We start from the raw sequence: 22523 nt of genomic DNA on the forward strand, positions 1-22523 counted from the left end.
CCCCTCGCGCCTTGACGGGGCGGCCTGGGGAATTTGGCGGCCCCGGTTAATTGAGTATTTTCCTGGCCACCACTCTAGCGTGCAAAAGTCGGTTCCGCCTCCACACACCTGGTTGCGGCAGTGTCCGATTGGTCTCACCCACAGGCGACCTGGGCAAATGCGGTGCCGGTGGCGCTCAGAGCACCCCGGGGATCGCCCGCACCGTGCCGACCCGGATGCCGCCGCCGAGCACCGGCTGCGAGGCGAGCTCCGCGTGGTCCTCGGACCATGTCACGCCGAGGTGGTGCAGCAGGGCGGCCGTGAGGGGGAGCCGGGCCCGCTCGTGGCCGTCGTCGATCTTGAGGGCGAACGCGGTGCCGTCCGGCAGGGCGCCCGCGTGCACGCCGTCCGCGCCGGCCTTGCACAGCAGCCCCGGCACCGCGGGCATCAGCCGGGCGTCGTCCTTGCCGCTGCCCGAGACGAGGCGCGGATGACGCCGGATCGCGTCGGCGACGGCCCGTTCCGGCGTCCCGGGCGCGGCCGTCGCCAGCCGCGAATAGGCGCGGGCGAGGTTGAACAGCGGTAGCGGCACGATCGGCAGTCCGCACCCGTCGATTCCGAGATCGGTGTCCTCCACGTCCCCGGCGAGCTCGAGGATCGTCTCGAGCACGGCCTGCTGCAGCGGATGGGCGGAGTCGAGGTAGCCCGGCTCGTCCTGCTCGGCGCGGACGGGCCAGCCGTTCGCGGCGCACGTCGCGAGCATCGCCGCGTGCTTGCCGGAGCAGTTCATGTACACCGTCCGCCGTGGGCGGCCGGCCGCGACGATCGTCGCGCGGGCCGGTTCGTTGCCCGGCAGGTCCGGCGGGCACTGCAGGTCGTCCTCGGTGAACCCGTGCCCGGCGAGCAGCGCGTGCACGAGCCGGACGTGATCCTCCTCGCCCTCGTGGGAGGCCGTCGCGATGGCCAGTTCCTCCGTCGAGCTGGGCACGAATCCGTGGCGCAGCAGGGCCACCGCCTGCAGCGGCTTGTTCGACGAACGCGGGTAGACGGGCGTGTGGATCTCTCCGAGGGCGATCCGCACCTCACCGTCCGGCCCGACCACGACGAGCGAGCCGCGGTGCACGCATTCGCGGAATCCGGACCGCACCACTTCCACGAGTTCGACGCTCAATACTCCACCTGCACCTCTCGTCCGGCGACTCGTCTGCGAGCCTTGTCGGCGACACTAGGGGACAAGTCGGCCTGCCGTTCGAGCATCACCGCGATCCGCGCCGGGTCCCGGCCGGTGAACAGCTCCCGCACGGTCACCCCGTGCTCGGGCACGTGCACGACGGTGATCCCGTCGCCCGCCTCGACCGGGCCCTCGACGATCACCTTCAGGTACGCGCCGGTGTCGCCGCGGGCCGCGAACCGCTTCACCCAGCCCGGTTCCTGCGCCCACACCCCGAACGTGCCGCACGGGGTGCGCGGTCCGGTGACCTCGAGGAGCAGGCCGGCGGAGCCGATCCGCCAGCGCTCGCCGATCACGGCATCCGACGTGGCGATCCCGCTCACGCGCAGGTTCTCGCCGAACCAACCCGCGGGCAGTTCGCGGCCGAGCTCGTCGGCCCAGCGGCGCACCTCGTCCTCGGCGTACGCGTAGACGGCCTTGTGGCGGCCGCCGTGGTGGGCGGTGTCGCACTGCCGGTCGCCGTGCAGGCCGAGCTGCCGGACCGGCACGGGCCCGGGCACGGGCCGCTTGTCGATGGCGGTGTACGGAACGCGGCGGGTGCCGCTGTGGCGGACGGCGTGCACCACGCAGACCGCCTCGACCCGGCCGGTCGGGACGTACGGGTGGCTCACCGCCCGCGGAGCCGTTCCACGGCGAGCCGGCCGGCCTGCACGGCGGCGTCGTCGGGCACCGAGTCCGGATCGATCGCCGCGGCGCAGGGTCCGGCGACGAGCGCCGTACCGACGGGAACGTTCCGCTTGACGAGGGCCAGCGCGACGGGACCGAGCTCGAAGTGGTCGACGACGGTGCCCACCCGGCCGACGGCGCGACCGTCGGCGGTCACCGGGTCGCCGGGTTCGGGCCGGCCCTCGGCGGAACCGTCGAGGTGCAGCAGGACGAGGTGCCGGGGCGGCTTGCCGAGGTTGTGCACCCGCGCGACGGTCTCCTGCCCCCGGTAGCAGCCCTTGTCGAGATGGACGGCGCCGCGCTCGGCCGGGCCGCCGATCCAGCGGGCCTCGTGCGGGATGGTGCGCTCGTCGGTGTCGAGGCCGATGCGCGGGCGCAGCGAGACGACCCGCAGCGCCTCGAACGCCCAGGTGCCCGCCGGGCGGGCACCGGCGTCGACGAGGGCGGTGAACACGTCGGCGAGCCGTTCCCGGGGTACGAGAAGGTCCCAGGCGTCGTCGGTGGGCCAGGGCATGCGCCGGACGAGCCCGCCCCCGGGCAGCGCGGCCGCGGCGTAGACGTCGGCGGGCAGGGCGTCGATGCCCAGCGCGGCCAGGACGGCGGCATCGCCGGCGTGCGGACCGAGCAGGGTGAGCACGGCCAGTTCGTTGCCGTCCCGCGGCTCGGCCTTGGACCAGAACACCATCTTGGTGAGGAACGCGAGCAGGTCCGGTCCACGCTGCGGCTCGGTGTCGATCCAGGTGACGCCGTCGAGATCGGTCTGCACGAAGTGGTGCTCGACGCGGCCCTGCGCATCGAGGCTGAGGTTCTCCGCCGAGGTGCCGTCGCGCAGCTGCGCGACGTGCTGGCTCGAGATGGTGTGCAGCCAGCTCAGGCGCTCCTCGCCGGGAACGGCGACGACGAACCGGGTCGAGCGGTCGACGACGGCCACGCCGGTGAGGGCGGCGCGCTGTTCACCGAACGGGTCGCCGTAGTGCCACGGCAGTCCCGCGTCGGGGGTGCCGGCCGGCGCAGGGACGGCGCCGGGGCGGGCAAGGAGTGGGCTGTCGGTCACGGAGGGAGTGTCGGCCACGACACCAGTCTAGGAGCGCGGGTCTGTACCGGGAGGAATGGATAGGGTGTGCGCATGGCTGAGCGGGTGCTGGTGACGCTGGACGGCGAGGTTCGGGACGCGGATGTGCCGCTGCTGCACGCGGACGACATCGGGGTGCTGCGCGGCGACGGGGTGTTCGAGACGCTCCTCGTGCGTGGCGGGCGGGCACGCACCGTCGAACAGCACCTGAGCCGGCTCGTGTCGTCCGCCGCGGCGGCGGGACTGCCGGCCCCCGAGCGCGACGACTGGCGGCTGGCGATCGAGGTCGCGATCGAGCAGTGGGACGCGGAGCGGGAGGGGGCGTTGCGCCTGGTGTACACCCGCGGCCGGGAGGGCGGGAGTGAACCGACCGCGTTCCTGTTGCTGACGCCGGTGGCCGAACGGGTGTACAAGGCCCGCAAGGACGGGGTGTCCGTGGTGACGCTCGAGCGCGGCTACTCGGTGGATCTCGCGTCGAAGGCGCCGTGGCAGCTGCTCGGGGCCAAGACCCTGTCCTACGCGACGAACATGGCGGCGCTGCGGCACGCCGAGTCGCTCGGCGCCGACGATGTGATCTACATCAGCAGCGAGGGGTACGTGTTGGAGGGGCCACGTTCGTCGGTCCTCATTGCGCGCGGCCGCACGCTCATCACTCCGCCGCCGGAGCAGGGGATCCTGCCCGGCACCACGCAGCAGGCGCTGTTCGACGTCGCGGGCGACCACAATTTCGTGGTGCGGTACGAGCCGGTCCGTCCTGCAGATCTTGTTGTGGCGGAAGGTGTTTGGCTCGTCTCGAGCGTTGCTCTGGCGGCGCGGGTGCACACCCTCGACGGGCACGCCCTGTCCCGCCGTGCCCTGGTCGGTGAGGTAGAGGCGTTGGTGGACGCCGCGGTCGAGTGAGCGCCGCCGCGGCCCGGCCGGGGGCGTGCCGCTCGCGCGATCGGAAGCATGTGTCGGTCGACACCGTCGACGCTTCTGTCCACTTCTACTACTGTTAGTAGTAACAAGGTCTCCGGCGCGTGCGGCGGATGGTCCCTTGTGCACAGAGTCCGAGGCCCCGAGCCCGCGCCCCGGATTCGGAGCCTGTCCCTGGGCGTCACCTCGGAGTAGCCATGGATGTGTTGGACCTGTCCCGGTGGCAGTTCGGCATCACCACCGTCTATCACTTCATCCTCGTCCCGCTGACCATCGGTCTCGCCCCGCTCATCGCGATCATGCAGACCATGTGGGTGGTCACGAAGAAGGACCACTGGTACCGCCTGACGAAGTTCTTCGGCAAGCTCTTCCTCATCAACTTCGCTCTCGGCGTGGCCACCGGCATCGTCCAGGAGTTCCAGTTCGGCATGAACTGGAGCGAATACTCCCGCTTCGTCGGGGACGTCTTCGGCGCCCCGCTGGCGCTCGAGGGCCTGGTGGCGTTCTTCCTCGAGTCGACCTTCCTGGGCCTGTGGATCTTCGGATGGGGCCGGCTGCCGAAACTGCTCCACCTGGCGACGATCTGGCTGGTCGCGATCGGCGTGAACGCCTCCGCGTACTTCATCATCTCGGCCAACTCGTTCATGCAGCACCCCGTCGGTGCGACGTACAACCCCGAGACCGGGCGTGCGGAGCTGACGAGCATCTGGGAACTGCTGACCAACAACACCGCGCTCGCGGCGTTCCCCCACACCGTCGCCGGGGCGTTCCTCACCGCCGGCACCTTCGTCGCGGGCATCGCCGGCTGGTGGATGGTGCGCAACATGCGGCGCGCCGCGCAGGCCGAGCCGGTCGAGGCCGACCGGCTCGAGGGTGAGGCCCGCGGGATGTTCCGCCCCGCCGCCCGCCTCGGCATGCTGGTCATGATCGTCTCCGGTGTCGCGCTCTTCGTCAGTGGCGACATCCAGGCGAAGCTCATGTTCGAACAGCAGCCGATGAAGATGGCGTCGGCGGAGTCGTTGTGCCACACCGAGACGGACCCCAAGTTCTCGGTCCTGACGATCGGCACGCACAACAACTGCGACGGTGTCATCCACGTCCTCGAGGTGCCGTTCGTGCTGCCGTACCTCGCGCAGGGCGAGTTCACCGGCGTCACCCTGCAGGGCGTCGAAGACCTGCAGGACCAGTACGAGGAGCAGTTCGGCCCCGGCAACTACCGGCCCAACCTGTTCGTCACCTACTGGTCGTTCCGCGCCATGATCGGCCTGGCCGCCGGTTCGGCCGCGCTGGCCCTGGCCGGGCTGTGGGTCACCCGCCGCGGCCGCGTCCCCGACCAGAAGTGGTTCGGCTGGTTGAGCATCCTCGCCATCCCCACGCCGTTCCTGGCCAACAGCGCCGGCTGGATCTTCACGGAGATGGGACGCCAGCCGTGGGTGGTGCACCCCAACCCGACGGGCGTGGACATGATCCGGCTCACCGTCGACCAGGGCGTGTCGAACAACTCGTCCGGCGCCGTGATCGCCTCGCTGGTGGCCTTCACCGTCGTCTACGGCGCGCTCGGCGTCGTGTGGTTCTGGCTGATCCGCCGCTACACCATCGAGGGCCCGTTGCCGCACGACGCCCACCCGCCGGGTGAGCACGACGACGAACCCGACGACACCGGCCGGCCCAAGCAGCTGTCCTTCGCGTACTAGGAGATCGGTCATGGGACTTCAAGAGGTCTGGTTCGTCCTGATCGCGGTGCTGTTCACCGGGTACTTCGTGCTCGAGGGTTTCGACTTCGGTGTCGGCATGCTGATGCCGGTGCTCGGCCGGGGCCGCACCGAGACGGCCGACACCCGCCGCCGGGTGTTGCTCAACACCATCGGACCGGTGTGGGACGGCAACGAGGTGTGGCTGCTCACCGCGGGCGGCGCGATGTTCGCCGCGTTCCCCGAGTGGTACGCGACCCTGTTCTCCGGGTTCTACCTGCCGCTGCTGCTGATCCTGCTCGGCCTCATCGTCCGGGTCGTGGCGATCGAGTACCGCGGCAAGATCGACGACCCCACCTGGCGGCGGCGCTGCGACTGGGGCATCGTCTTCGGCTCCTGGGTGCCGGCCGTGCTGTGGGGCGTGGCGTTCGCGAACATCGTCCGCGGCGTCGCCATCGACGAGAACAAGCAGTACATCGGCGGCTTCTTCGACCTGCTGAACCCGTACGCGCTGCTCGGCGGCGCGACCACCGCACTGGTGTTCGCGCTGCACGGCGCGGTCTTCATCGCCCTGAAGTCCGCCGACGAGGTGCGCGAGGACGCCGTGAAACTCGCCGCCCGGCTCGCCGTTCCGGCGGTCGTCGTGGCCGGTGCCTTCGTGGTGTGGACGCAACTCGCCTACGGCAAGACCTGGACGTGGCTCGTCGTCGGCGCCGCGGCGGCCGCGCTGCTCGCCGTCGTCGCCCTCACCCGCGCGGAGCGCGAGGGCTGGGCGTTCGTGTTCACCACCGTCGCGATCGTCGGCACCGTCGTCCTGTTGTTCGGCTCGCTGTTCCCGAACGTCATGCCGTCCACGCTCGGCGACACCCTGTCGCTGACGATCGAGAACGCGTCGTCGAGCCCGTACACGCTGAAGGTCATGACGTGGGCCGCGGTGATCGTCACCCCGGTGGTCCTGATCTACCAGGGGTGGACGTACTGGGTGTTCCGCCAGCGCATCTCCACCAAGCACATCCCGAAGTCCATCGGCCTGTCGCTCGGGACGAAATGACCGCGCCCGCCGACGCCCCGGTGCGTCCGTTCGGCTCCGCCCCCGGAGCGTCGGACGCGCCGCGGCGTCGCGGGCCGATCGACCCACGGTTGTGGCGTTACTCCGCCACCGCCCGCGGCTATCTGGCGCTCGCCGTCGTCACGGCCTCGATCAACGTCGCGATGATCGTCGTGTCCGCACTCGCGATCGGTGCGGTCCTCGCCGGGGTGCTCACCACCGGCTCCACCGACCTCGGCGCATGGCGGACCGAACTGCTGACGCTGGCCGCGGCCGTCACCGTCCGGACCTTCGTCACGTGGGTGCAGTCCCGGTTCGCGCACCGCTCGGCGAGCCGGGTCGTCGCCGAACTCGAGCACGAGGTGCTCGCGGCGGCGACCCGGTTGCCGCCGCGCGAACTCGAACCACGCCGCGACGAGATCGCCACCGTCCTCACCCGCGGGCTCGGCGGGCTCTCCGAGTACCTCACCGGGTACGTGCCGGCCCTGCTGCTCGCCGTCACGCTCACCCCGATCACCGTGGTGGTCATCGCCTTCCAGGACCTCACCTCGGCGATCATCGTCGTCGTGACGCTGCCGCTCATCCCGGCGTTCATGATCCTCATCGGGCTGCTGACCAAGGGCAAGGCCGACCGCACGCTGCGCACCATGACGACGCTGTCGGCCCAGCTGCTCGACCTGATCGCCGGTCTGCCCACGCTGCGCGCGCTCGGCCGCGAGCAGGGGCCGGCGCAGAAGGTGCGCGAACTCGGCGACGACCACCGCCGCACGACCATGTCGGCGCTGCGCGTGGCCTTCCTGTCCGGCACCGTGCTCGAATGGCTCGCCACCCTGTCCGTCGCGCTGATCGCGGTGAGCATCGGCCTGCGCCTCGTCTACGGCGACATGGCCCTCGAGGCGGGCATCGTCGCGCTGATCCTCGCCCCCGAGGCGTATCTGCCGCTGCGCACGGTGGGCGCGAAGTTCCACGCTGCCGAGGACGGCAAGGCCGCCGCCGAGCGCGCCTTCACGATCCTCGACCGTGCCCCCGCGACCACCGCGGTGTCGGAGAGCGCCGAATTCGATGCCACCGCAGCCGAACTGACGTTGACCAGCCTCAGCGTCGCGAGCCGCGACGGCTACGCCCCGTTCCGGCTCGACGCCGTGTGCCGGCCGGGCGCCGTGACCGTGCTGACCGGAGCGAACGGCTCGGGCAAGTCGACGGCGCTGCTCGCCGTCCTCGGCCTCGCCGCGCCGGTGGAGGGCCGCGTCGAGGTCGGTGGCCGTCCCGTGGTGGCCGACGACGCGTGGTGGGGGCAGGTGGCGTGGCTGCCCCAGCGGCCCGTGCTGCTCCCCGGCACGCTGGCCGACAACCTGCGCCTCACCGGCGTGGACCTCACCACCGCCGGGATCGACGACATCTGTGCGGCAACGGGATTCGACGAGGTGCTCGAGGAGCTCCCGGACGGCTGGAACACCGTCGTCGGCGCCGGCGGCAGCGGGCTGTCGCTCGGGCAGCGGCAACGGCTCGCCCTCGTCCGCACCCTCGCCGCGGACCGGCCCGTGCTGCTGCTGGACGAGCCGACCGCCCACCTCGACGACGCGACGGAAACCACGGTCCTGGCGACGGTGCGGGACCTGGCCCGTCGCGGACGCACCGTGGTGATCGTCGCGCACCGCCCGAGCATCCTGGCGGTCGCCGACACCGTCGTCCGGGTCTGCTCCCACAGCGACGCGACCTCCGGCACGGGGGAGCGGTGATGAACGATCTGCGTCGCGCGATGGCGCTGCTCGAACTGCGCCCCGGCCGGGTCGCCGCCGCCGTCGCCGCCGGCGTCGCCACCCTGGGCAGCGCCCTGGCGCTGGCGGGCCTGTCGGCCTGGCTGATCATCCGTGCGTGGCAGATGCCGCCGGTGCTGGACCTGACGGTCGCCGTCGTCGCGGTGCGGGCCCTGGGCATCTCCCGCGGCCTGTTCCGCTATCTCGAGCGGCTCGCCGGCCACGACACCGCGCTGCGCGGCACCACCGCCGCTCGCACCCGGCTCTACCGGCGCCTCGCCGACGGCGACCCGGTCGCCTCCGCCGGCCTGCGCCGCGGGGACCTGCTCGCCCGCACCGGCGCCGACGTCGACGCCCTCGGGGACGTGGTGGTCCGGGCGCTGGTGCCCATCGCCGTCGCCGCGGTCCTCGCCCTCGCCGCCGTCGGCTGGCTCGCCCTGATCTCCCCGGCCGCGGCGGCGGTCCTCGCCGTCGCGCTGCTCGTCACCGGCGTCGCGGCCCCGTGGCTGTCCGCCCGCGCCGCGGCCCGCGCCGAGGCCGACAGCGCCGCCGCCCGCGTCCGGTTCTCCCGCGACGCGGTCACCGCGCTCGACCACGCCGCCGAGCTGCGGGTCGCGGGCCTGCTCCCGCAGGCCGTCGGCCGGGCGCACCGCGCGGGCGTGGACGCGGTGCGGGCCACCGACCGCGCGGCCGTCCCCGCCGCGTACGCGGAGGCCGCCACCCCCCTCGCGGTCGGGGCGAGCGTCCTGGGGTCGCTGCTCGTCGGCATCGCGGTCTTCGCCGAGGGCGGGATGAGCCCGATGTCCCTCGGGATCCTCGTGTTGCTGCCCCTGTCCGCGTTCGAAGCCGGCGCGGCGCTGCCCGGCGCGGCCGTCACCCTCACCCGCGCCCGGATCGCGGCGCGCCGCGTCGTCGACCTGCTCGACCGCGCCGACCGGCCGGTGCCGCACGGCACCCGGCCCGTCGCGGAACCGTGCCACCTGCGTGCCGTCGATCTGCGCAGCGGCTGGCCCGGCGGACGGGACGCCGGGCCCCTCACGCTCGACCTGCCACCCGGCGCGCGCGTCGCCCTCGTCGGGAGCAGCGGCAGCGGCAAGACCAGCACACTGATGACCCTCGCGGGGTTGCTCGAGCCCGTCGCCGGGACGGTCACCCTCGGCGGCGTGCCGCTCGCCGAGCTCGAACCGGCTGCCCTGCGGCAGAAGGCCGGATTCTTCGCCGAGGACGCCCACCTGTTCGAGACGTCCGTGCTGGAGAACCTGCGGGTGGCCCGCGGCGACCTCACCGAGGCCGAGGCGCTGGACGTGCTCGGCGACGTCGGGCTGGGGGAGTGGGTGGCCGGGCTTCCCGACGGACTGCACAGCACCCTGGCCGGCGGTGCGCGGGCTGTCTCCGGGGGCCAGCGGCGCCGGTTGCTGCTCGCGCGGGCCCTCGTGTCCCCCGCACGGGTGCTGCTGCTCGACGAGCCGACCGAGCATCTCGACGCCGTCGACGGTGCGCAGTTGCAGCGGCTGCTGCTGGACCGGGACGCCGGCTTCGTCGCGCCCGAGCGCACCGTCGTCGTCGTCACGCACCAACTGCCCGGCGACACCGCGGCCGACCTCGTCGTTCGCCTGGGGAAAAACTCGTTGCCCGCGGTCTGAGCGGGGCGTACTTTCGGGCGTACACGAGAAAGGAGGTGGTCTGAATTGAAGTATCGGACACGTGAGGTGGCTGCGCGCTAGCCGCTGTCATCGACGACGGGATTGTCGACCGCTGCAGCGGCCGGCGAATACCACGCAGTCACCCGGCCCCCGAGCCTCCCGGTCCGTCCGACCGGGAATCGCCGAGACGATCCGTCCCGGCGTAGCGCTCGGGGGCCGTTCGCGTCCGTCGCTCGGGGGCCGTTCGCGTCCGTGGGCGGAGGCCGTGCGCGGGCCGCGCGACCACGTCCCTCGGCTCGGGGACCGGCGGAACGGGCCGCGTGCCCGGAGGGCGGTTCCGAAGGAGTGCCGGGCGGTCAGCCGATGTAGCGTGCCAGCCGCGCGGACATGTGCGGCTGCAGTTCCCCGTCCGCGGTGACGCGTTCCTCGACGTAGGCGAGATCGCCGCCCTCGACGATGCCGTACAGGCGCTTGGCGCCGCCGACCACCTCGCCGGACTGGCTTCGGATCACCACGTCGGTCGCCAGCTCCCAGGACGACTGGGTCAGGGCGGTGCCGTAGTACAGCTCGACGACGCCGGAGCTGTGATTGAGGAGCAGCTCGAGGGTTTCCGGATCCTCGCTGCCGGGCGCGCCGGTGCCGGAGACCCGCCAGAATCCGCTCTCCCGCCGGTCCGGGCCGCGGTAACCGCCCTCCTCGTCGAGGCGCCACGAACGGGCCTCCCACACGAGGTAGTTGCCGCCGTCGTGGGTGACCACGATCTGCTGGCCGAAGCGGTAGTCGCCGGTGCGGGGATCGTTGCCCTCGCCCTCGCCGCGCCACACGCCCACCATGGGCAGCAGCGCCAACAGCTCCGGATGCATGTCCGGGCCGAGGCGCAGGTTTGCGGTGTCGTCGGGGACGGGCAGGCCGCTCAGGATCGGGACGTTCTTGTCGGCAGTCGCCTTGGCCCGTTCGAGGGCGTCCGCGACCGCCTTGTCGCCGCTCCCGCGGACGACCTCCCGTTCCTCACCGGACTCGGCACTCACGGCTGATCGGTCACCAGACGGTAGAGGACGTACACCGCGAACCACGTGATGAGCACGGCCGCCAGGACAAGGAGAGCTTCGAAGAAGATGACCACGGCCATATCCTAGACGGCGCCCGGAGAGCGCGAAAACCGACGTCCTCACCGGGCGCGCAGTGCGGCGCGCGGGATAGTACCGTGCAGTGGGCCGTGTGGGCCCTTTCGTCCGGAAAGTCCGACTCGGAGGTCGTGTGCGCCCCATCCGTCTGCTGCTGCCGGTTGTTGCGGCGCTCGCGACCCTGTCCCTGACCGTGCCCGTCGCGGTCGCCGCCCCCGGGACGGGGTCGAGCAGCGGTTCGTCCGGGCCCGCCGTCCACCCCGACAACTACGCCCTGGAGTGCCCCGACCTGCTGATCGTCGCGGTCTCCGGCGCCACCGACTCCGAGGCCGGCCGCGATCCCGTGGTCGAGGAGTCGCGGCAGCTGTGGTCGAACTGGGTGGGCAACGTGACGGTCCCGGCCGGCGAGGCCACCGCGGACCGTCCGGGCTCGATCGGCTGGATGTACGTGCCGTACCCGGCCACCTACGGCCTGGGCCTGTTCGAGGACGTGCCGACCTATCAGGACTCGGTGGCGGCGGGCGTCGCGTCGACCAACCGCATCCTCGACGAACGCAAGAGCGCCTGCGGGGAGCGCACCCGGTTCGCGCTCGTCGGCTACAGCGTCGGCGCCGAGGTGATCGAACGGGTGAGCCGCGAACTCGGGCACCGGCCCGCCGACGCCCACGTCGCGCCGGACGACATCGCCGGGGTCGTCCTCGTCGGTGACCCGTACCGGCCGGCGGGGGTCGACTCGATGGGCGAGCCCGGTCCGCCCGGTGGCGGGTTCATGTCCTCGGAACCCGCCGACTACGGGGCGCTGGCCGACCGGGTCGTGTACTCGTGCCGGCGTTACGACGTCGCGTGCGACGCACCCGAGGACATCGCGGTGCTCGAACTGGTCCTCGGCGTGCTCGGACAGATGCGGTTCACGCTGCTGAACCCGTTGCAGACCGTCGGCGACCTGGGCGGTGCGCTGGCGGTGACGGCGGCCCGCGCGGCCGCCCACATCGTCACCCGCGACGACTGGTGGGAGTCCGACGAATCCCTCCTCGACGTGCTGCGCAAGGTCGTCGACACGACGTACCCGGTGGACCCGAGCGTCGACGTGAGCCCCGAACGGATGCGGGAGATTCTCGACTGGGCCTTGGGACCGGGCCGGCCGGTCGTGGTGGAGAAGCTGCGCGCCGAGGGAGCCGGCTTCGCCGACGACAACAGCGGCATCGTCGACCTGTTCCTCGAGCCGTACCTCCTGCTGGGCTTCATCCAGCACATCGGCTACTGGAACACGAACCCGCACGATCCCTGGTACTCGGACAGTGAGCGGATCGTCGACTGGATCGTCGCGCTCGCCGACGCCGAACGGACGGACCGGCAGCCGCAGAACTGACCACGGACGACGGCGGGCCCGTTCCCGGAGGAACGGGCCCGCCGAACGGTCTGCTACTTCGCGACCGTGACCTCGACGTGGTGGACGCCGGGGGCGGCCGGGCTCACGGCGACGTCACCGTTGCCGCGGCCGGACAACGCGCGGACCTTCCAGTCGCCGGGTGCGGCGAAGAAGCGGAAGTCACCGGTGCCGGAGGCGACGACCTCGGCGGTGAACTCACCGGTGCCGTCGAGCAGGCGCACGAAGGCACCGCCGACCGGCTGGCCGTCGGCGTCGACGACACGGCCGGTCAGGACCGTCTCCTTCTCGACGTCCACGCCCGCGGGCAGGGTCTGGGACTGAACGGGTGCACCACACATGGTCAGCGAACCTCCAACTCGATCGGGGCTCCGACGAGCGAGCCGTATTCGACCCAGCTGCCGTCGTAGTTCTTGACGTTCTTCTTGCCGAGGATCTCCTGCAGCACGAACCAGGTGTGGCTCGAGCGCTCACCGATCCGGCAGTAGGCGATGGTCTCGCGGCTGTCGTCGAAGCCCTTCGCCCGGTAGAGGGCCTCGAGGTCGTCGTCCGACTTGAAGGTGCCGTCCTCGTTGGCGGTGGTGCTCCACGGGATGTTGATCGCACCCGGGACGTGGCCGCGCTGCTGGGCCTGCTCCTGCGGCAGGTGGGCCGGGGCGAGGATCCGGCCGGAGAACTCGTCGGGGGAGCGGACGTCGATGATGTTCTTGGTGCCGATCGCGTCGATCACCTCGTCGCGGAAGGCGCGGATCGAGTAGTCCGGCTCCTGCGCCTTGTACTCGGTGGCCGGGCGGGTGACCTCGTCCTTGGACAGCGGGCGTCCGTCGAGCTCCCACTTCTTGCGGCCACCGTCGATGAGCTTGACGTCCCGGTGCCCGTAGAACTTGAAGTACCAGTACGCGTAGGCGGCGAACCAGTTGTTGTTGCCGCCGTAGAGCACGACGGTGTCGTCGTCGGCGACGCCCTTCGCGGACAGCAGGGCGGAGAACTGCTCCCGGTTCAGGAAGTCGCGACGGACGCCGTCCTGCAGGTCCTTACGCCAGTCGAGCTTGATCGCGCCCTCGATGTGCCCGCCGTCGTAGGCTGCGGTGTCCTCGTCGACCTCGATGAACACGGTCTTCGGTGCGTGAAGGTTCTGCTCTGCCCAGTCTGCTGAGACCAGGACGTCGGAGCGAGCCATGGAGTTTCCTTTCGGTGTTGACACTCTCGGTCGAGTGGAACGGTGCGGAGGGAACGGTGGTCAGGCGGCGACGGCCCGGAACCTGGCCACGAGCGGGTAGATCGCGCAACCGAGGCACACCCCGAACGCGGCGTTGAGCAGCGCGGCGAACAGCGCGAACCCGGTGGCGACGAGACCGGCGAGGTCGGCGCCGAGGAGGAATCCGAAGGTGCCCACGGCGGCGAACACGAACCCGACGAGCTGCGCGAACCGCAGCGGGGCGACCGGTTCCTTCTCGGTGGGCGCGCCCAGCCGGGGCGCGACGAGCCGCGCGAAGAGCAGGCCGTAGGGGCTGCGGCGCGGGCCGAGGGCCGCACCGGCCGCGAACACCGCGGTCTGGACGGCGAGCAGCACGCCGGCCACCGTCGTCGAGACCGTCGCGACGGCCAGGACGACGACGAGGACGGCGGTGGTGATCCACGCCGCGAACCGGGGGCCGCGGACGTCTACCTGCTGACCCTGGCGGGCGGCGGGGGCGGTGGTGGACATGAGGGGTGCTCCTGCTGGGAGGGGACGCATGGGGGCGAACCGTCGCGGTGGCAACCGCGGGGATCACACCGGTGACGGCAGCGGATGCCGCGGAGACGGTCGGGCGTCTCGGCCGGGGTGATCAGCAGCAGGTACAGCAGAAGCCGCCGAGGCGGCACAGATCGACTGTGCGGCGTCGGGTGAGCATGAGCTCTCGGCAGGTCGACACGGCAGGCAGCTTAGCCGACGTCTCGACGGATCGGGGCCCAGGGGGTGCGCAGCGGCACCAGCGCGGCCCGCAGGTCCGCCGCGGCCGGCACCCCCGAAACCCGGTACCTTTCGGTGCCGGCGGCGTCGAACAGGAACGTCGTCGGCAGCGACAGCACGCCGAGTTCCCTTGCCAACTGCGGGTTCTCGTCGATGTCCAGTTCGAGGTCGCGGGGTGCCGGCAGCCCGTCGCCGGTGGCCGCGAGGTCGGCGACCACCTGAGCGACGACCCGGCGCACCGCGGCGCACGGTCCGCACCAGTCGGCGGAGAAGTGCAGCACCACCGGCGCACTGCCGGTGCCCACGCCCACCGCGGCCAGCAGGGGGCCGGGCCCCGGCGCGGGGGCGGCCGCGACGGCGCGGACCTTGCCCGCGCGGGCCCGCAGGACGGTCCCGGTGATCAGGGCGGCAGCCACCACCACCAGCAGTACGACGACGGCGGTCACAGGCGCTGAACCTCCTCGAGGTCGATCGTGGTCTGGTGCGCCTCGCCCTCGATCACGATCGTCGAGCCGCGGGCTTCGACCGCGGTCGGGCGCACCCCGAACGGCAGGTTCTGGGGTTCGATCGTGGTGGTGAACAGGCCCAGCACCGCCGGCTTCAGCGGATCCGGCACGGTGAAGTCCGCCTGTCCCTCCGGGCCGAAGTACAGGTCCGACGCGACGATGCGCACCGTGTCGCCCTCGAGCAGCAGGTCCGCCTGGACGCTGACCTCCGCGGAGACCGGGCCGACCGGAACCGTGCCGGTGAGGACGACCCCGCCCGCGGTGGTGCGTCCGGAGCCGCCGGACCCGCCGGTGCCGTCGGACTTGTCGGCCGGGGGAGCGGACACCTGCAGGTCGGGAATGCCGTAGAGCTGACCGAGCTCGGTCGCGTCGATCATCACGCGCCCGTACAGCAGGTCCACCGGCACCGAGCGGATCGAACCGTCGAGCAGCTCGCCCGCGGCCGCATGGGCACCGATCAGGTTGGCCTCGATCGTGATGTCGCCGAGCGTCCCGCTGGGCACGCCCTGCGCCCGGATCTCCACGTTCTCGTAGCGGCCCGCCCGGGCCTGGGTCAGGAACGGGAATCCGTGGATGGTCACTGCCGGGTCCGCCGTCAGCGCCCCACCCTCCCGCAGCGACCGCGAGACCCGGTACTCGGACCACGCCGCGGCGCCGAAATCGATCAGGAGCGCGACTCCGACGAGCGTCACGAGAGCGAGGATGAGTTTGCGCACCGCACCATTGTGACGGACGGCTCGCGCCGCTTCCCGAGTGCGGTTGCCCGGTGAACGCCGTCGTGGCGTTAATCTGTAGCGCGTCGTTTACACGAGTTTCGCGCAGCCCGCGAAGAATGGAGGCACGGTGGAGCTGTTGCTGCTGACCTCCGACCCCAACCCGGACGCGGTCCTGCCCTCGCTGTCGTTACTCGCGCACTCGGTGCGCCCGGCACCGACCGAGGTGTCCTCGCTCCTCGAGGCCGGTTCCGCGGACATCGCCATTGTCGACGCCCGCACGGACCTGGCCGCGGCCCGCGGCCTGTGCCGGCTGCTCGGCAGCACCGGGTCGGCGATACCGGTCGTCGCCGTGCTCACCGAGGGCGGCCTGGTGGCGGTGAACCCGGAGTGGGGGCTGGACGACATCCTGCTGACCACCACCGGCCCCGCCGAGCTGGACGCGCGGCTGCGATTGCTGGTCGGCCGGTCCGGCGGTGCGGCGGGCCCCGAGAACACCGGCAAGATCACCCTCGGGGAGCTCTCGATCGACGAGGGCACCTACACCGCTCGCCTGCGTGGCCGCCCCCTCGACCTGACGTACAAGGAGTTCGAGCTCCTCAAGTACCTCGCGCAGCACGCCGGCCGGGTGTTCACCCGCGCGCAACTGCTGCAGGAGGTCTGGGGTTACGACTTCTTCGGCGGCACCCGCACCGTCGATGTGCACGTGCGGCGCCTGCGCGCCAAGCTCGGCCCCGAGTACGAGTCCCTGATCGGCACGGTCCGCAATGTCGGCTACAAGGCGGTGCGGCCCACCACCAAGACCGGGAAGGGCGGCTCCACCACCATCGAGTTCGAGGACGCCGAACTCGCGGACTAGGCTCGCCGTCGTGGAATTCGTCAGCCGACTGTCCGCCGAGCAGGCCGCCGAGGTGCGGGCGCTCGTCGCCCGCGCCCACGCCGCCGACGGAACGGCCCCCGTGTCCGAGCAGGTGCTGCACTCCCTCACCGGCGACGGCGACGTCCGGCACCTGGTGGCCGTCGATGCCGCCGCGATCGTCGGCTACGCCAATCTGGTCCCCGGTCACGGGGAGCACCCGGCGATGGCCGAGGTGGTCGTCGATCCGCCGCACCGCCGCCGCGGCGTGGGGTCGCGGCTCGTCGCCGCGGCCCTCGACGCCGGTGGTGCCGGCACCCGGGTGTGGGCACACGGCGACCTCGAGTCCGCGCGGGCGCTCGCGGCGCGGCTCGGCCTGACCCCGGTCCGGGAACTCCTGCAGCTGCGGCGCCCCCTCGGGGAGCCCGAGCTGCCGGCCCTGCAGGTCCCCGACGGGCTGATCCTGCGGACCTACCGCGGACCCGAGGACGACGCGGAACTGCTGCGGGTCAATGCCGCCGCCTTCGCGTGGCACCCCGAGCAGGGCCGCTGGACCGAGCGCGACGTCGCGCAGCGCCGCAGCGAGTCCTGGTTCGACCCGGCCGGGGTGTTCCTCGCCTTCGACGAGCAGGACCCGGACCGGCTCCTCGGCTTCCACTGGACGAAGGTGCACGCCGCCACGGCGGACCAGCCGGCGATCGGGGAGGTGTACGTGGTGGGCATCGATCCCGGGGCGCAGGGGCGCGGTCTCGGCCGGCTGCTCACGCTCGCCGGGTTGCGGTATCTGCGGGAACGCGGGCTCGGCGCGGTGCTGCTGTACGTCGAAGGCGACAACGACGCCGCGCTGCGCACCTACGGCCGGCTCGGATTCGAGCGATTCCACGTGGACCTCGCATACGCGAGAGCGTGAGCGGAGCACGTACCGAACGAGTCCGGCCCGTGAATGTCGTGTGACGTCGACCATACGGACTGCAGGTGTACTTTTCGCGTTCACGTCGCGTTCACCTTCGGGCGCCCAACCGTCAACCCGTCCTCATTAACTTTCCATTACGGGCCGCAGCATGCCGGTCCGGCGCCGGGATCACCCCGCGCCTGATGCCGCCGCCCGTGTCGCGGGCGTGCCGGTCGCGAATTCCGGAGGAGTACGAGTGAACCTCAAGCGCAATGGCGCCCTGCTCGGTGTGGTGGCTGCAGGTGCCCTCACCCTGGCCGCATGCGGCAGCGACAACAATGCCGCCTCGACGGACGTGGACGCGTCCGCATCGGCAGCGACGTGTGAGGGCAAGGAGACGCTGTCCGCCGCCGGGTCGTCCGCGCAGAAGAACGCGATGGACCAGTTCGTGTCCACCTACATCGCGGTCTGCCAGGAGAAGGGCAAGAACGTCAACGTCGCCTACAACCCGTCGGGTTCCGGTGACGGCCGCACCCAGTTCATCGCGAAGCAGATCGACTTCGCCGGCTCCGACTCCGCCATCAAGAGCGAGCAGGCCGCCCAGGCCGCCGAGCGCTGCGCCGGCAACCCCGCCTGGAACCTGCCGCTGGTCTTCGGTCCGGTCGCCGTCGCGTACAACGTCGAGGGCGTCGACAACCTCGTGCTCAACGGCGAGACCGTCGCCAAGATCTTCAACGGCACCATCAAGCAGTGGAACGACCCGGCCATCGCGGCTCTCAACGAGGGTGTGAGCCTTCCGGATTCGGCCATCACCCCGATCGTCCGCTCGGATTCGTCGGGCACCACCGACAACTTCCAGAAGTACCTCGAGGCCGCCTCGAACGGTGCCTGGACCACCGGCGCCGGCTCCGACTTCACCGGCGGTGTCGGTGAAGGCGCCAAGGGATCGGCCGGTGTCGCCCAGGCCGTCGCCAGCGCCCCCGGCGCGATCACCTACGTCGAGAAGTCCTTCGCCGACCAGAACAACCTGAACGTCGCACAGATCGACAACGGATCCGGCGCGGTGGAGCTGACCGACGAGACCGCGTCGAAGGCCATCGAGGCGGCGACCTTCGCTCCGACCGGTGAGGGCGACCTGACGCTCGACCTGACCTCGATCTTCGGTACGAAGGAGGAGGGGGCCTACCCGATCATGCTCGCGACCTACGAGATCGTGTGCTCCGCCGGTTACGATGCCGACACCTCCGCGGCCGTGAAGTCGTTCCTCGTCAGCGCCGCCAACGAGGGCCAGGAAGGCCTCGCCGAGCAGGGCTACGTGCCGCTGCCCGAGTCCTTCAAGGCGAAGCTCACCGAGTCGATCAACGCCATCGCCTAGCCGATGAGCGCCGCGGACCGTACCGTCAATCCCCAGCAGAGAGAGATCGCGAGCGCAGATGAGTGACGCGCCCACCAAATCCGCACCTCGCACTCCCGGGTCCGGCAGCGATGCCGGGCCCGGGGCGGGCGGTCCGCACGGCAACACCCCGGAGGCCACGATTACCACTCCAGCGCGCGGCGACAGCAAGCCGCTGACCAGGCCGGGCGACCGGATCTTCCGTTCACTGGCCTCCGGGTCCGCCGTTCTCATCTCGGTGATCATCGCGGCCATCGGCGTGTTCCTCGTCTGGCGTGCGGTGCCGGCGCTGCAGCGCAACACCGTCAACTTCCTCACCAGCCGCGAGTGGGTCACCCAGGACATCGCCGCGATGGCGTTCGGCGTCCTCGACCTGTTCCAGGTGACCGTGCTGGTGTCGTTCTTCGCGCTGGTGCTCGCGATGCCGGTCGCACTCGGCATCGCGATCTTCCTCACCTCGTACTGCCCCGAGCGCATCAAGAAGCCCCTGGCGTACGTCATCGACCTGCTCGCCGCCGTGCCGTCCATCGTCTACGGCCTGTGGGGCCTGCTGGTCCTGGCCCCCGCGATCCGGCCGCTGGCGACGTGGCTCAACGAAAGTCTCGGCTGGTTCCCGCTGTTCGCGTCCGGCTCGGGTTCCATCCTCGGCGGCGGCACCATCTTCACCGCGGGCATCGTGCTCGCCGTGATGATCCTGCCGACCATCGCCGCGGTGAGCCGGGAGGTGTTCGTGCAGACGCCGACGTCCCATATCGAGGCGGCGCTCGCTCTCGGTGCGACGCGCTGGGAGGTCGTCAAGACCACGGTGATCCCGTTCGGCAAGTCGGGCTACATCAGCGGCTCGATGCTCGGTCTCGGCCGCGCACTCGGCGAGACCATGGCGCTGTACCTGATCCTGCGCACCACGTCGCAGCCGTTCTCGTGGTCGCTGTTCGACGGCGGTGCCACCATCGCCTCGAAGATCGCCCTCGGTTACGCCGAGTTCAACAACGACATCCAGGCCGGCGCCTACATCGCCGCGGGTCTGGTGCTCTTCGTGCTGACCTTCGTGGTCAACGCCGCGGCGCGTGCGGTCGTCGCAGGAAAGAAGGACTGAAGCCATGACGACCACTCTCCTCGAGACACCGGTCAAGGGCCCCACCTTCCGGGGCGTCGGCACCCGTCGGCGCGTCTCGGATCTCACCGCCACCGTCCTGGTCACCGTGTCGGTGCTGATCGCTCTCGTGCCGCTGGCATGGGTGCTGATCACCGTGATCGTCAAGGGTCTTCCCGCCCTGACCAGCGCCACCTGGTTCACGAATTCCTTGAGCGGTCTGTCCGCGTCCGCGATGGGCGGTGGCATCTACCACGCCCTCGTCGGGACCCTGCTGCAGGGCCTGGTGTGCGCGGTGATCTCCATCCCGATCGGCATCTTCGTGGCGATCTTCCTCGTGGAGTACGGCGCCGGCACGCGACTGGGCAGGATCACCACCTTCATGGTGGACATCCTCAGTGGTGTCCCCTCCATCGTTGCCGCGCTCTTCATCTACGCACTGTGGATCGCCACCTTCGGCTTCCCGAAGTCCGCCTTCGCGGTGTCCCTGGCGCTGGTCCTGCTCATGGTTCCCGTGGTGGTGCGCAGCACCGAGGAGATGCTCCGGATCGTGCCGCAGGATCTGCGCGAGGCCTCCTACGCCCTCGGTGTGCCCAAGTGGAAGACCATCGCGCGCATCGTGATTCCGACCGCGCTGCCCGGCATCATCACCGGCGTCATGCTGGCCCTGGCCCGCGTCATGGGCGAGACCGCTCCGCTGCTGATCCTGGTCGGCTACGCGCCGTTCATCAACTTCAACCTGTTCGGCGGCGAGATGGGCAGCCTGCCCGGCGTCATGGTGGCGGAGATGAACAACCCGACCGACGCAGGCACGATGCGGATCTGGGGCGCTGCCCTGACCCTCATCCTCGTCATCGCCATCCTCAACATCGTTGCCAAGGTGGTCGGCCACTTCTCCCAGGTGCGCACCAAGTAGGTCACCTCATGTACACACCCTTCGATTTCGATACACCAATAGGGAGCCGGTAATGGCCAAGCGTCTGGACCTCAAGGACGTCAACATCTTCTACGGCAAGTTCCACGCCGTCTCCGACGTGACGCTGTCCGTGCCGCCGCGGAACGTCACCGCGTTCATCGGACCGTCGGGCTGCGGCAAGTCGACCGTGCTGCGCTCGCTCAACCGCATGCACGAGGTGACCCCCGGTGCCCGCGTCGAGGGCTCCGTGCTGCTCGACGGCGAGGACATCTACGACTCGTCCGTCGACCCGGTCGGCGTCCGCAAGACGATCGGCATGGTGTTCCAGCGCCCCAATCCGTTCCCCACCATGTCGATCCGCGACAACGTCGTCGCCGGCCTGAAGTTGCAGGGCGTGCGCGAGAAGAACAGGCTCGACGAGATCGCCGAGCGGTCGCTGCGCGGCGCGAACCTGTGGAACGAGGTCAAGGACCGCCTCGACAAGCCCGGCGGCGGCCTGTCGGGTGGCCAGCAGCAGCGCCTGTGCATCGCCCGCGCCATCGCGGTGCAGCCGGAGGTGCTCCTGATGGACGAGCCGTGCTCCGCTCTCGACCCGATCTCCACCCTCGCCATCGAGGACCTGATCGCCGAGCTGAAGCAGGACTACACCATCGTGATCGTCACGCACAACATGCAGCAGGCCGCGCGCGTGAGCGATCAGACCGCGTTCTTCAACCTCGAGGCCACCGGCAAGCCGGGCCGGCTCGTCGAGATCGACGACACCGAGAAGATCTTCTCCAACCCCACCCAGAAGGCCACGGAGGACTACATCTCCGGTCGCTTCGGCTGAGCCGGCTGCGACTTCGGCACCGCGGACGCGGAAAGGCCCCGCCCGGAAACTCCGGGCGGGGCCTTATGCCGAGTCGGGTTACTGGTCCTGCGGGTACACCGTGAGCTTGTCGACGCGCTCACGCATCGCCCGGAAATCCTCGTCGGTGGGGAGCTTGCCGGTGACCAGGAAGATCACGCGACGACCCACCTCGACGGCGTGGTCGGCGAACCGTTCGTAGAACCGGCCCAGCAGCGTCACATCCACAGCCGCGGCCACGCCGTGCTTCCACTCCCGGTCCATGAGCACGGTGAACAGGTGACGATGGAGATCGTCCATCGCCTCGTCCTCCTGGTGGAGCCGGGCCGCCCGCTCGGGGTCGCGCGTCTCGAGGATCTCCCTGGTCGCTGCGCCGAGCGAGACTGCGATGCGGCCCATCTCGGCGAAGTAGCCGTTGACCTCTTCGGGCAGAACATGATTGGGGTGCCGACGTCGCGTCGCCTTGGCGACGTGCAGTGCCAGCGCACCCATCCGGTCGATGTCGGCGACGATCTGGATGCCACTGACCACGGAACGCAGATCACCGGCGACCGGCGCCTGGAGGGCGAGGAGCGAGAAGGCCTTCTCCTCGCACTGGGTACTCAGGTCGGTGATCTTGTCGTGCTCGCCGATGACGGTCTCGGCGAGCGCCAGATCCGCCTGGAGCAGCGCCTGGGTGGCCCGCTCCATCGCAAGGCCGGCAAGGCCCGCCATCTCTCCGAGGAGATCGGCGAGCTCGGTCATCTGTTCGTGGTATACGACGCGCATAATGGCACAGACTACGGCGCAGACAAAGCCGAGTCACGAGCAGCGGGTGAACGCCGGGTGAATGGACGGGCT

General features: G+C 70.9%; 22 protein-coding genes. 12 read left to right on the plus strand and 10 right to left on the minus strand.

From position 1 onward, the window contains the following. Positions 1-175: 175 nt before the first annotated feature. The 3 genes from KZJ41_RS05780 to KZJ41_RS05790 are packed head-to-tail and all read right to left on the minus strand — an operon-like array spanning position 176 to position 2948. Positions 176-1150 (minus strand): asparaginase, encoded by a 975-nt coding sequence (locus KZJ41_RS05780; RefSeq protein ID WP_043801593.1) that lies wholly within the window; start codon positions 1148-1150, stop codon positions 176-178. After that, entirely contained in the window at positions 1147-1821 is a 675-nt protein-coding gene (locus tag KZJ41_RS05785) for an MOSC domain-containing protein (RefSeq protein WP_006930202.1), read from the minus strand. Before KZJ41_RS05785 ends, KZJ41_RS05780 begins: the two co-directional genes overlap by 4 nt. Further along, the gene (locus KZJ41_RS05790) at positions 1818-2948 is read right to left on the minus strand and encodes a folate-binding protein YgfZ (protein ID WP_043801598.1); all 1131 of its coding nucleotides are present in this window, start codon (positions 2946-2948) and stop codon (positions 1818-1820) included. Before KZJ41_RS05790 ends, KZJ41_RS05785 begins: the two co-directional genes overlap by 4 nt. A gap of 54 nt (positions 2949-3002) precedes the next feature. On the opposite strand from KZJ41_RS05790, the gene KZJ41_RS05795 reads away from it, so the two are divergent. From KZJ41_RS05795 to cydC, 5 genes are all read left to right on the plus strand, one after another. Continuing rightward, a complete protein-coding gene (locus KZJ41_RS05795) occupies positions 3003-3848 on the plus strand; it encodes an aminodeoxychorismate lyase (RefSeq protein ID WP_029541472.1) in 846 nt (281 codons plus the stop codon). A 212-nt stretch (positions 3849-4060) separates the two neighbouring features. Beyond that, positions 4061-5557, plus strand: a complete 1497-nt coding sequence (locus KZJ41_RS05800) for a cytochrome ubiquinol oxidase subunit I (protein WP_006930196.1) — start codon at positions 4061-4063, stop codon at positions 5555-5557. Between the two features lie 10 nt (positions 5558-5567). Further along, positions 5568-6605: a cytochrome d ubiquinol oxidase subunit II gene (gene cydB, locus KZJ41_RS05805; RefSeq protein ID WP_065922975.1), complete on the plus strand. Its 1038-nt coding sequence runs from the start codon at positions 5568-5570 to the stop codon at positions 6603-6605. Beyond that, entirely contained in the window at positions 6602-8341 is a 1740-nt protein-coding gene (cydD, locus tag KZJ41_RS05810; RefSeq protein ID WP_065922974.1) for a thiol reductant ABC exporter subunit CydD, read from the plus strand. The genes cydB and cydD overlap by 4 nt, the downstream gene beginning before the upstream one ends. Further along, entirely contained in the window at positions 8341-10002 is a 1662-nt protein-coding gene (gene cydC, locus KZJ41_RS05815; RefSeq protein ID WP_029541479.1) for a thiol reductant ABC exporter subunit CydC, read from the plus strand. Before cydD ends, cydC begins: the two co-directional genes overlap by 1 nt. Positions 10003-10358: 356 nt before the next feature. On the opposite strand, the gene KZJ41_RS05820 is transcribed toward cydC, so the two are convergent. Next, positions 10359-11030, minus strand: coding sequence for an FABP family protein (locus KZJ41_RS05820; RefSeq protein ID WP_029541483.1), 672 nt, complete (start codon positions 11028-11030; stop codon positions 10359-10361). Positions 11031-11259: 229 nt separating this feature from the next. Here KZJ41_RS05820 and KZJ41_RS05825 point away from each other — a divergent pair, with 229 nt between their 5' ends. After that, positions 11260-12495: a cutinase family protein gene (locus KZJ41_RS05825; RefSeq protein WP_065922973.1), complete on the plus strand. Its 1236-nt coding sequence runs from the start codon at positions 11260-11262 to the stop codon at positions 12493-12495. A 53-nt stretch (positions 12496-12548) separates the two neighbouring features. Here the strand turns inward: KZJ41_RS05825 and KZJ41_RS05830 are convergent, their stop codons facing one another. From KZJ41_RS05830 to KZJ41_RS05850, 5 genes are all read right to left on the minus strand, one after another. After that, complete coding sequence (locus KZJ41_RS05830) at positions 12549-12854, minus strand: DUF1416 domain-containing protein (RefSeq protein WP_029541490.1); 306 nt, start codon at positions 12852-12854, stop codon at positions 12549-12551. A 2-nt stretch (positions 12855-12856) separates the two neighbouring features. Further along, positions 12857-13693 (minus strand): sulfurtransferase, encoded by an 837-nt coding sequence (locus KZJ41_RS05835; protein ID WP_006936411.1) that lies wholly within the window; start codon positions 13691-13693, stop codon positions 12857-12859. 60 nt (positions 13694-13753) lie between these two features. After that, positions 13754-14221 (minus strand): DUF4395 domain-containing protein, encoded by a 468-nt coding sequence (locus KZJ41_RS05840; protein WP_029541494.1) that lies wholly within the window; start codon positions 14219-14221, stop codon positions 13754-13756. Between the two features lie 218 nt (positions 14222-14439). Continuing rightward, positions 14440-14913: a thioredoxin family protein gene (locus tag KZJ41_RS05845; RefSeq protein WP_006936409.1), complete on the minus strand. Its 474-nt coding sequence runs from the start codon at positions 14911-14913 to the stop codon at positions 14440-14442. Then, positions 14910-15689, minus strand: coding sequence for an LmeA family phospholipid-binding protein (locus tag KZJ41_RS05850; protein ID WP_050034647.1), 780 nt, complete (start codon positions 15687-15689; stop codon positions 14910-14912). Before KZJ41_RS05850 ends, KZJ41_RS05845 begins: the two co-directional genes overlap by 4 nt. 127 nt (positions 15690-15816) lie before the next feature. On the opposite strand from KZJ41_RS05850, the gene KZJ41_RS05855 reads away from it, so the two are divergent. The 6 genes from KZJ41_RS05855 (at position 15817) to pstB (ending at position 21665) form a co-directional block, all read left to right on the plus strand. After that, positions 15817-16545, plus strand: coding sequence for a response regulator transcription factor (locus tag KZJ41_RS05855; RefSeq protein ID WP_006936407.1), 729 nt, complete (start codon positions 15817-15819; stop codon positions 16543-16545). A gap of 10 nt (positions 16546-16555) precedes the next feature. After that, on the plus strand, positions 16556-17452 hold the full coding sequence (gene mshD / locus KZJ41_RS05860) for a mycothiol synthase (protein ID WP_050034648.1): 897 nt from the start codon (positions 16556-16558) through the stop codon (positions 17450-17452). Between the two features lie 238 nt (positions 17453-17690). Continuing rightward, entirely contained in the window at positions 17691-18809 is a 1119-nt protein-coding gene (gene pstS / locus KZJ41_RS05865; RefSeq protein WP_006936405.1) for a phosphate ABC transporter substrate-binding protein PstS, read from the plus strand. Between the two features lie 58 nt (positions 18810-18867). After that, positions 18868-19923, plus strand: coding sequence for a phosphate ABC transporter permease subunit PstC (gene pstC / locus KZJ41_RS05870; protein ID WP_006936404.1), 1056 nt, complete (start codon positions 18868-18870; stop codon positions 19921-19923). A 4-nt stretch (positions 19924-19927) separates the two neighbouring features. After that, complete coding sequence (gene pstA, locus KZJ41_RS05875; RefSeq protein ID WP_029541511.1) at positions 19928-20836, plus strand: phosphate ABC transporter permease PstA; 909 nt, start codon at positions 19928-19930, stop codon at positions 20834-20836. 52 nt (positions 20837-20888) lie between these two features. Continuing rightward, positions 20889-21665 (plus strand): phosphate ABC transporter ATP-binding protein PstB, encoded by a 777-nt coding sequence (gene pstB / locus KZJ41_RS05880; RefSeq protein WP_006936402.1) that lies wholly within the window; start codon positions 20889-20891, stop codon positions 21663-21665. A 78-nt stretch (positions 21666-21743) separates the two neighbouring features. On the opposite strand, the gene phoU is transcribed toward pstB, so the two are convergent. Continuing rightward, positions 21744-22451 (minus strand): phosphate signaling complex protein PhoU, encoded by a 708-nt coding sequence (gene phoU / locus KZJ41_RS05885; protein WP_010593878.1) that lies wholly within the window; start codon positions 22449-22451, stop codon positions 21744-21746. Between the last annotated feature and the right edge of the window lie 72 nt (positions 22452-22523).

It is taken from the genome of Rhodococcus sp. 11-3, assembly GCF_023704055.1.
GTDB classification, from domain to species: domain Bacteria; phylum Actinomycetota; class Actinomycetes; order Mycobacteriales; family Mycobacteriaceae; genus Rhodococcus; species Rhodococcus aetherivorans.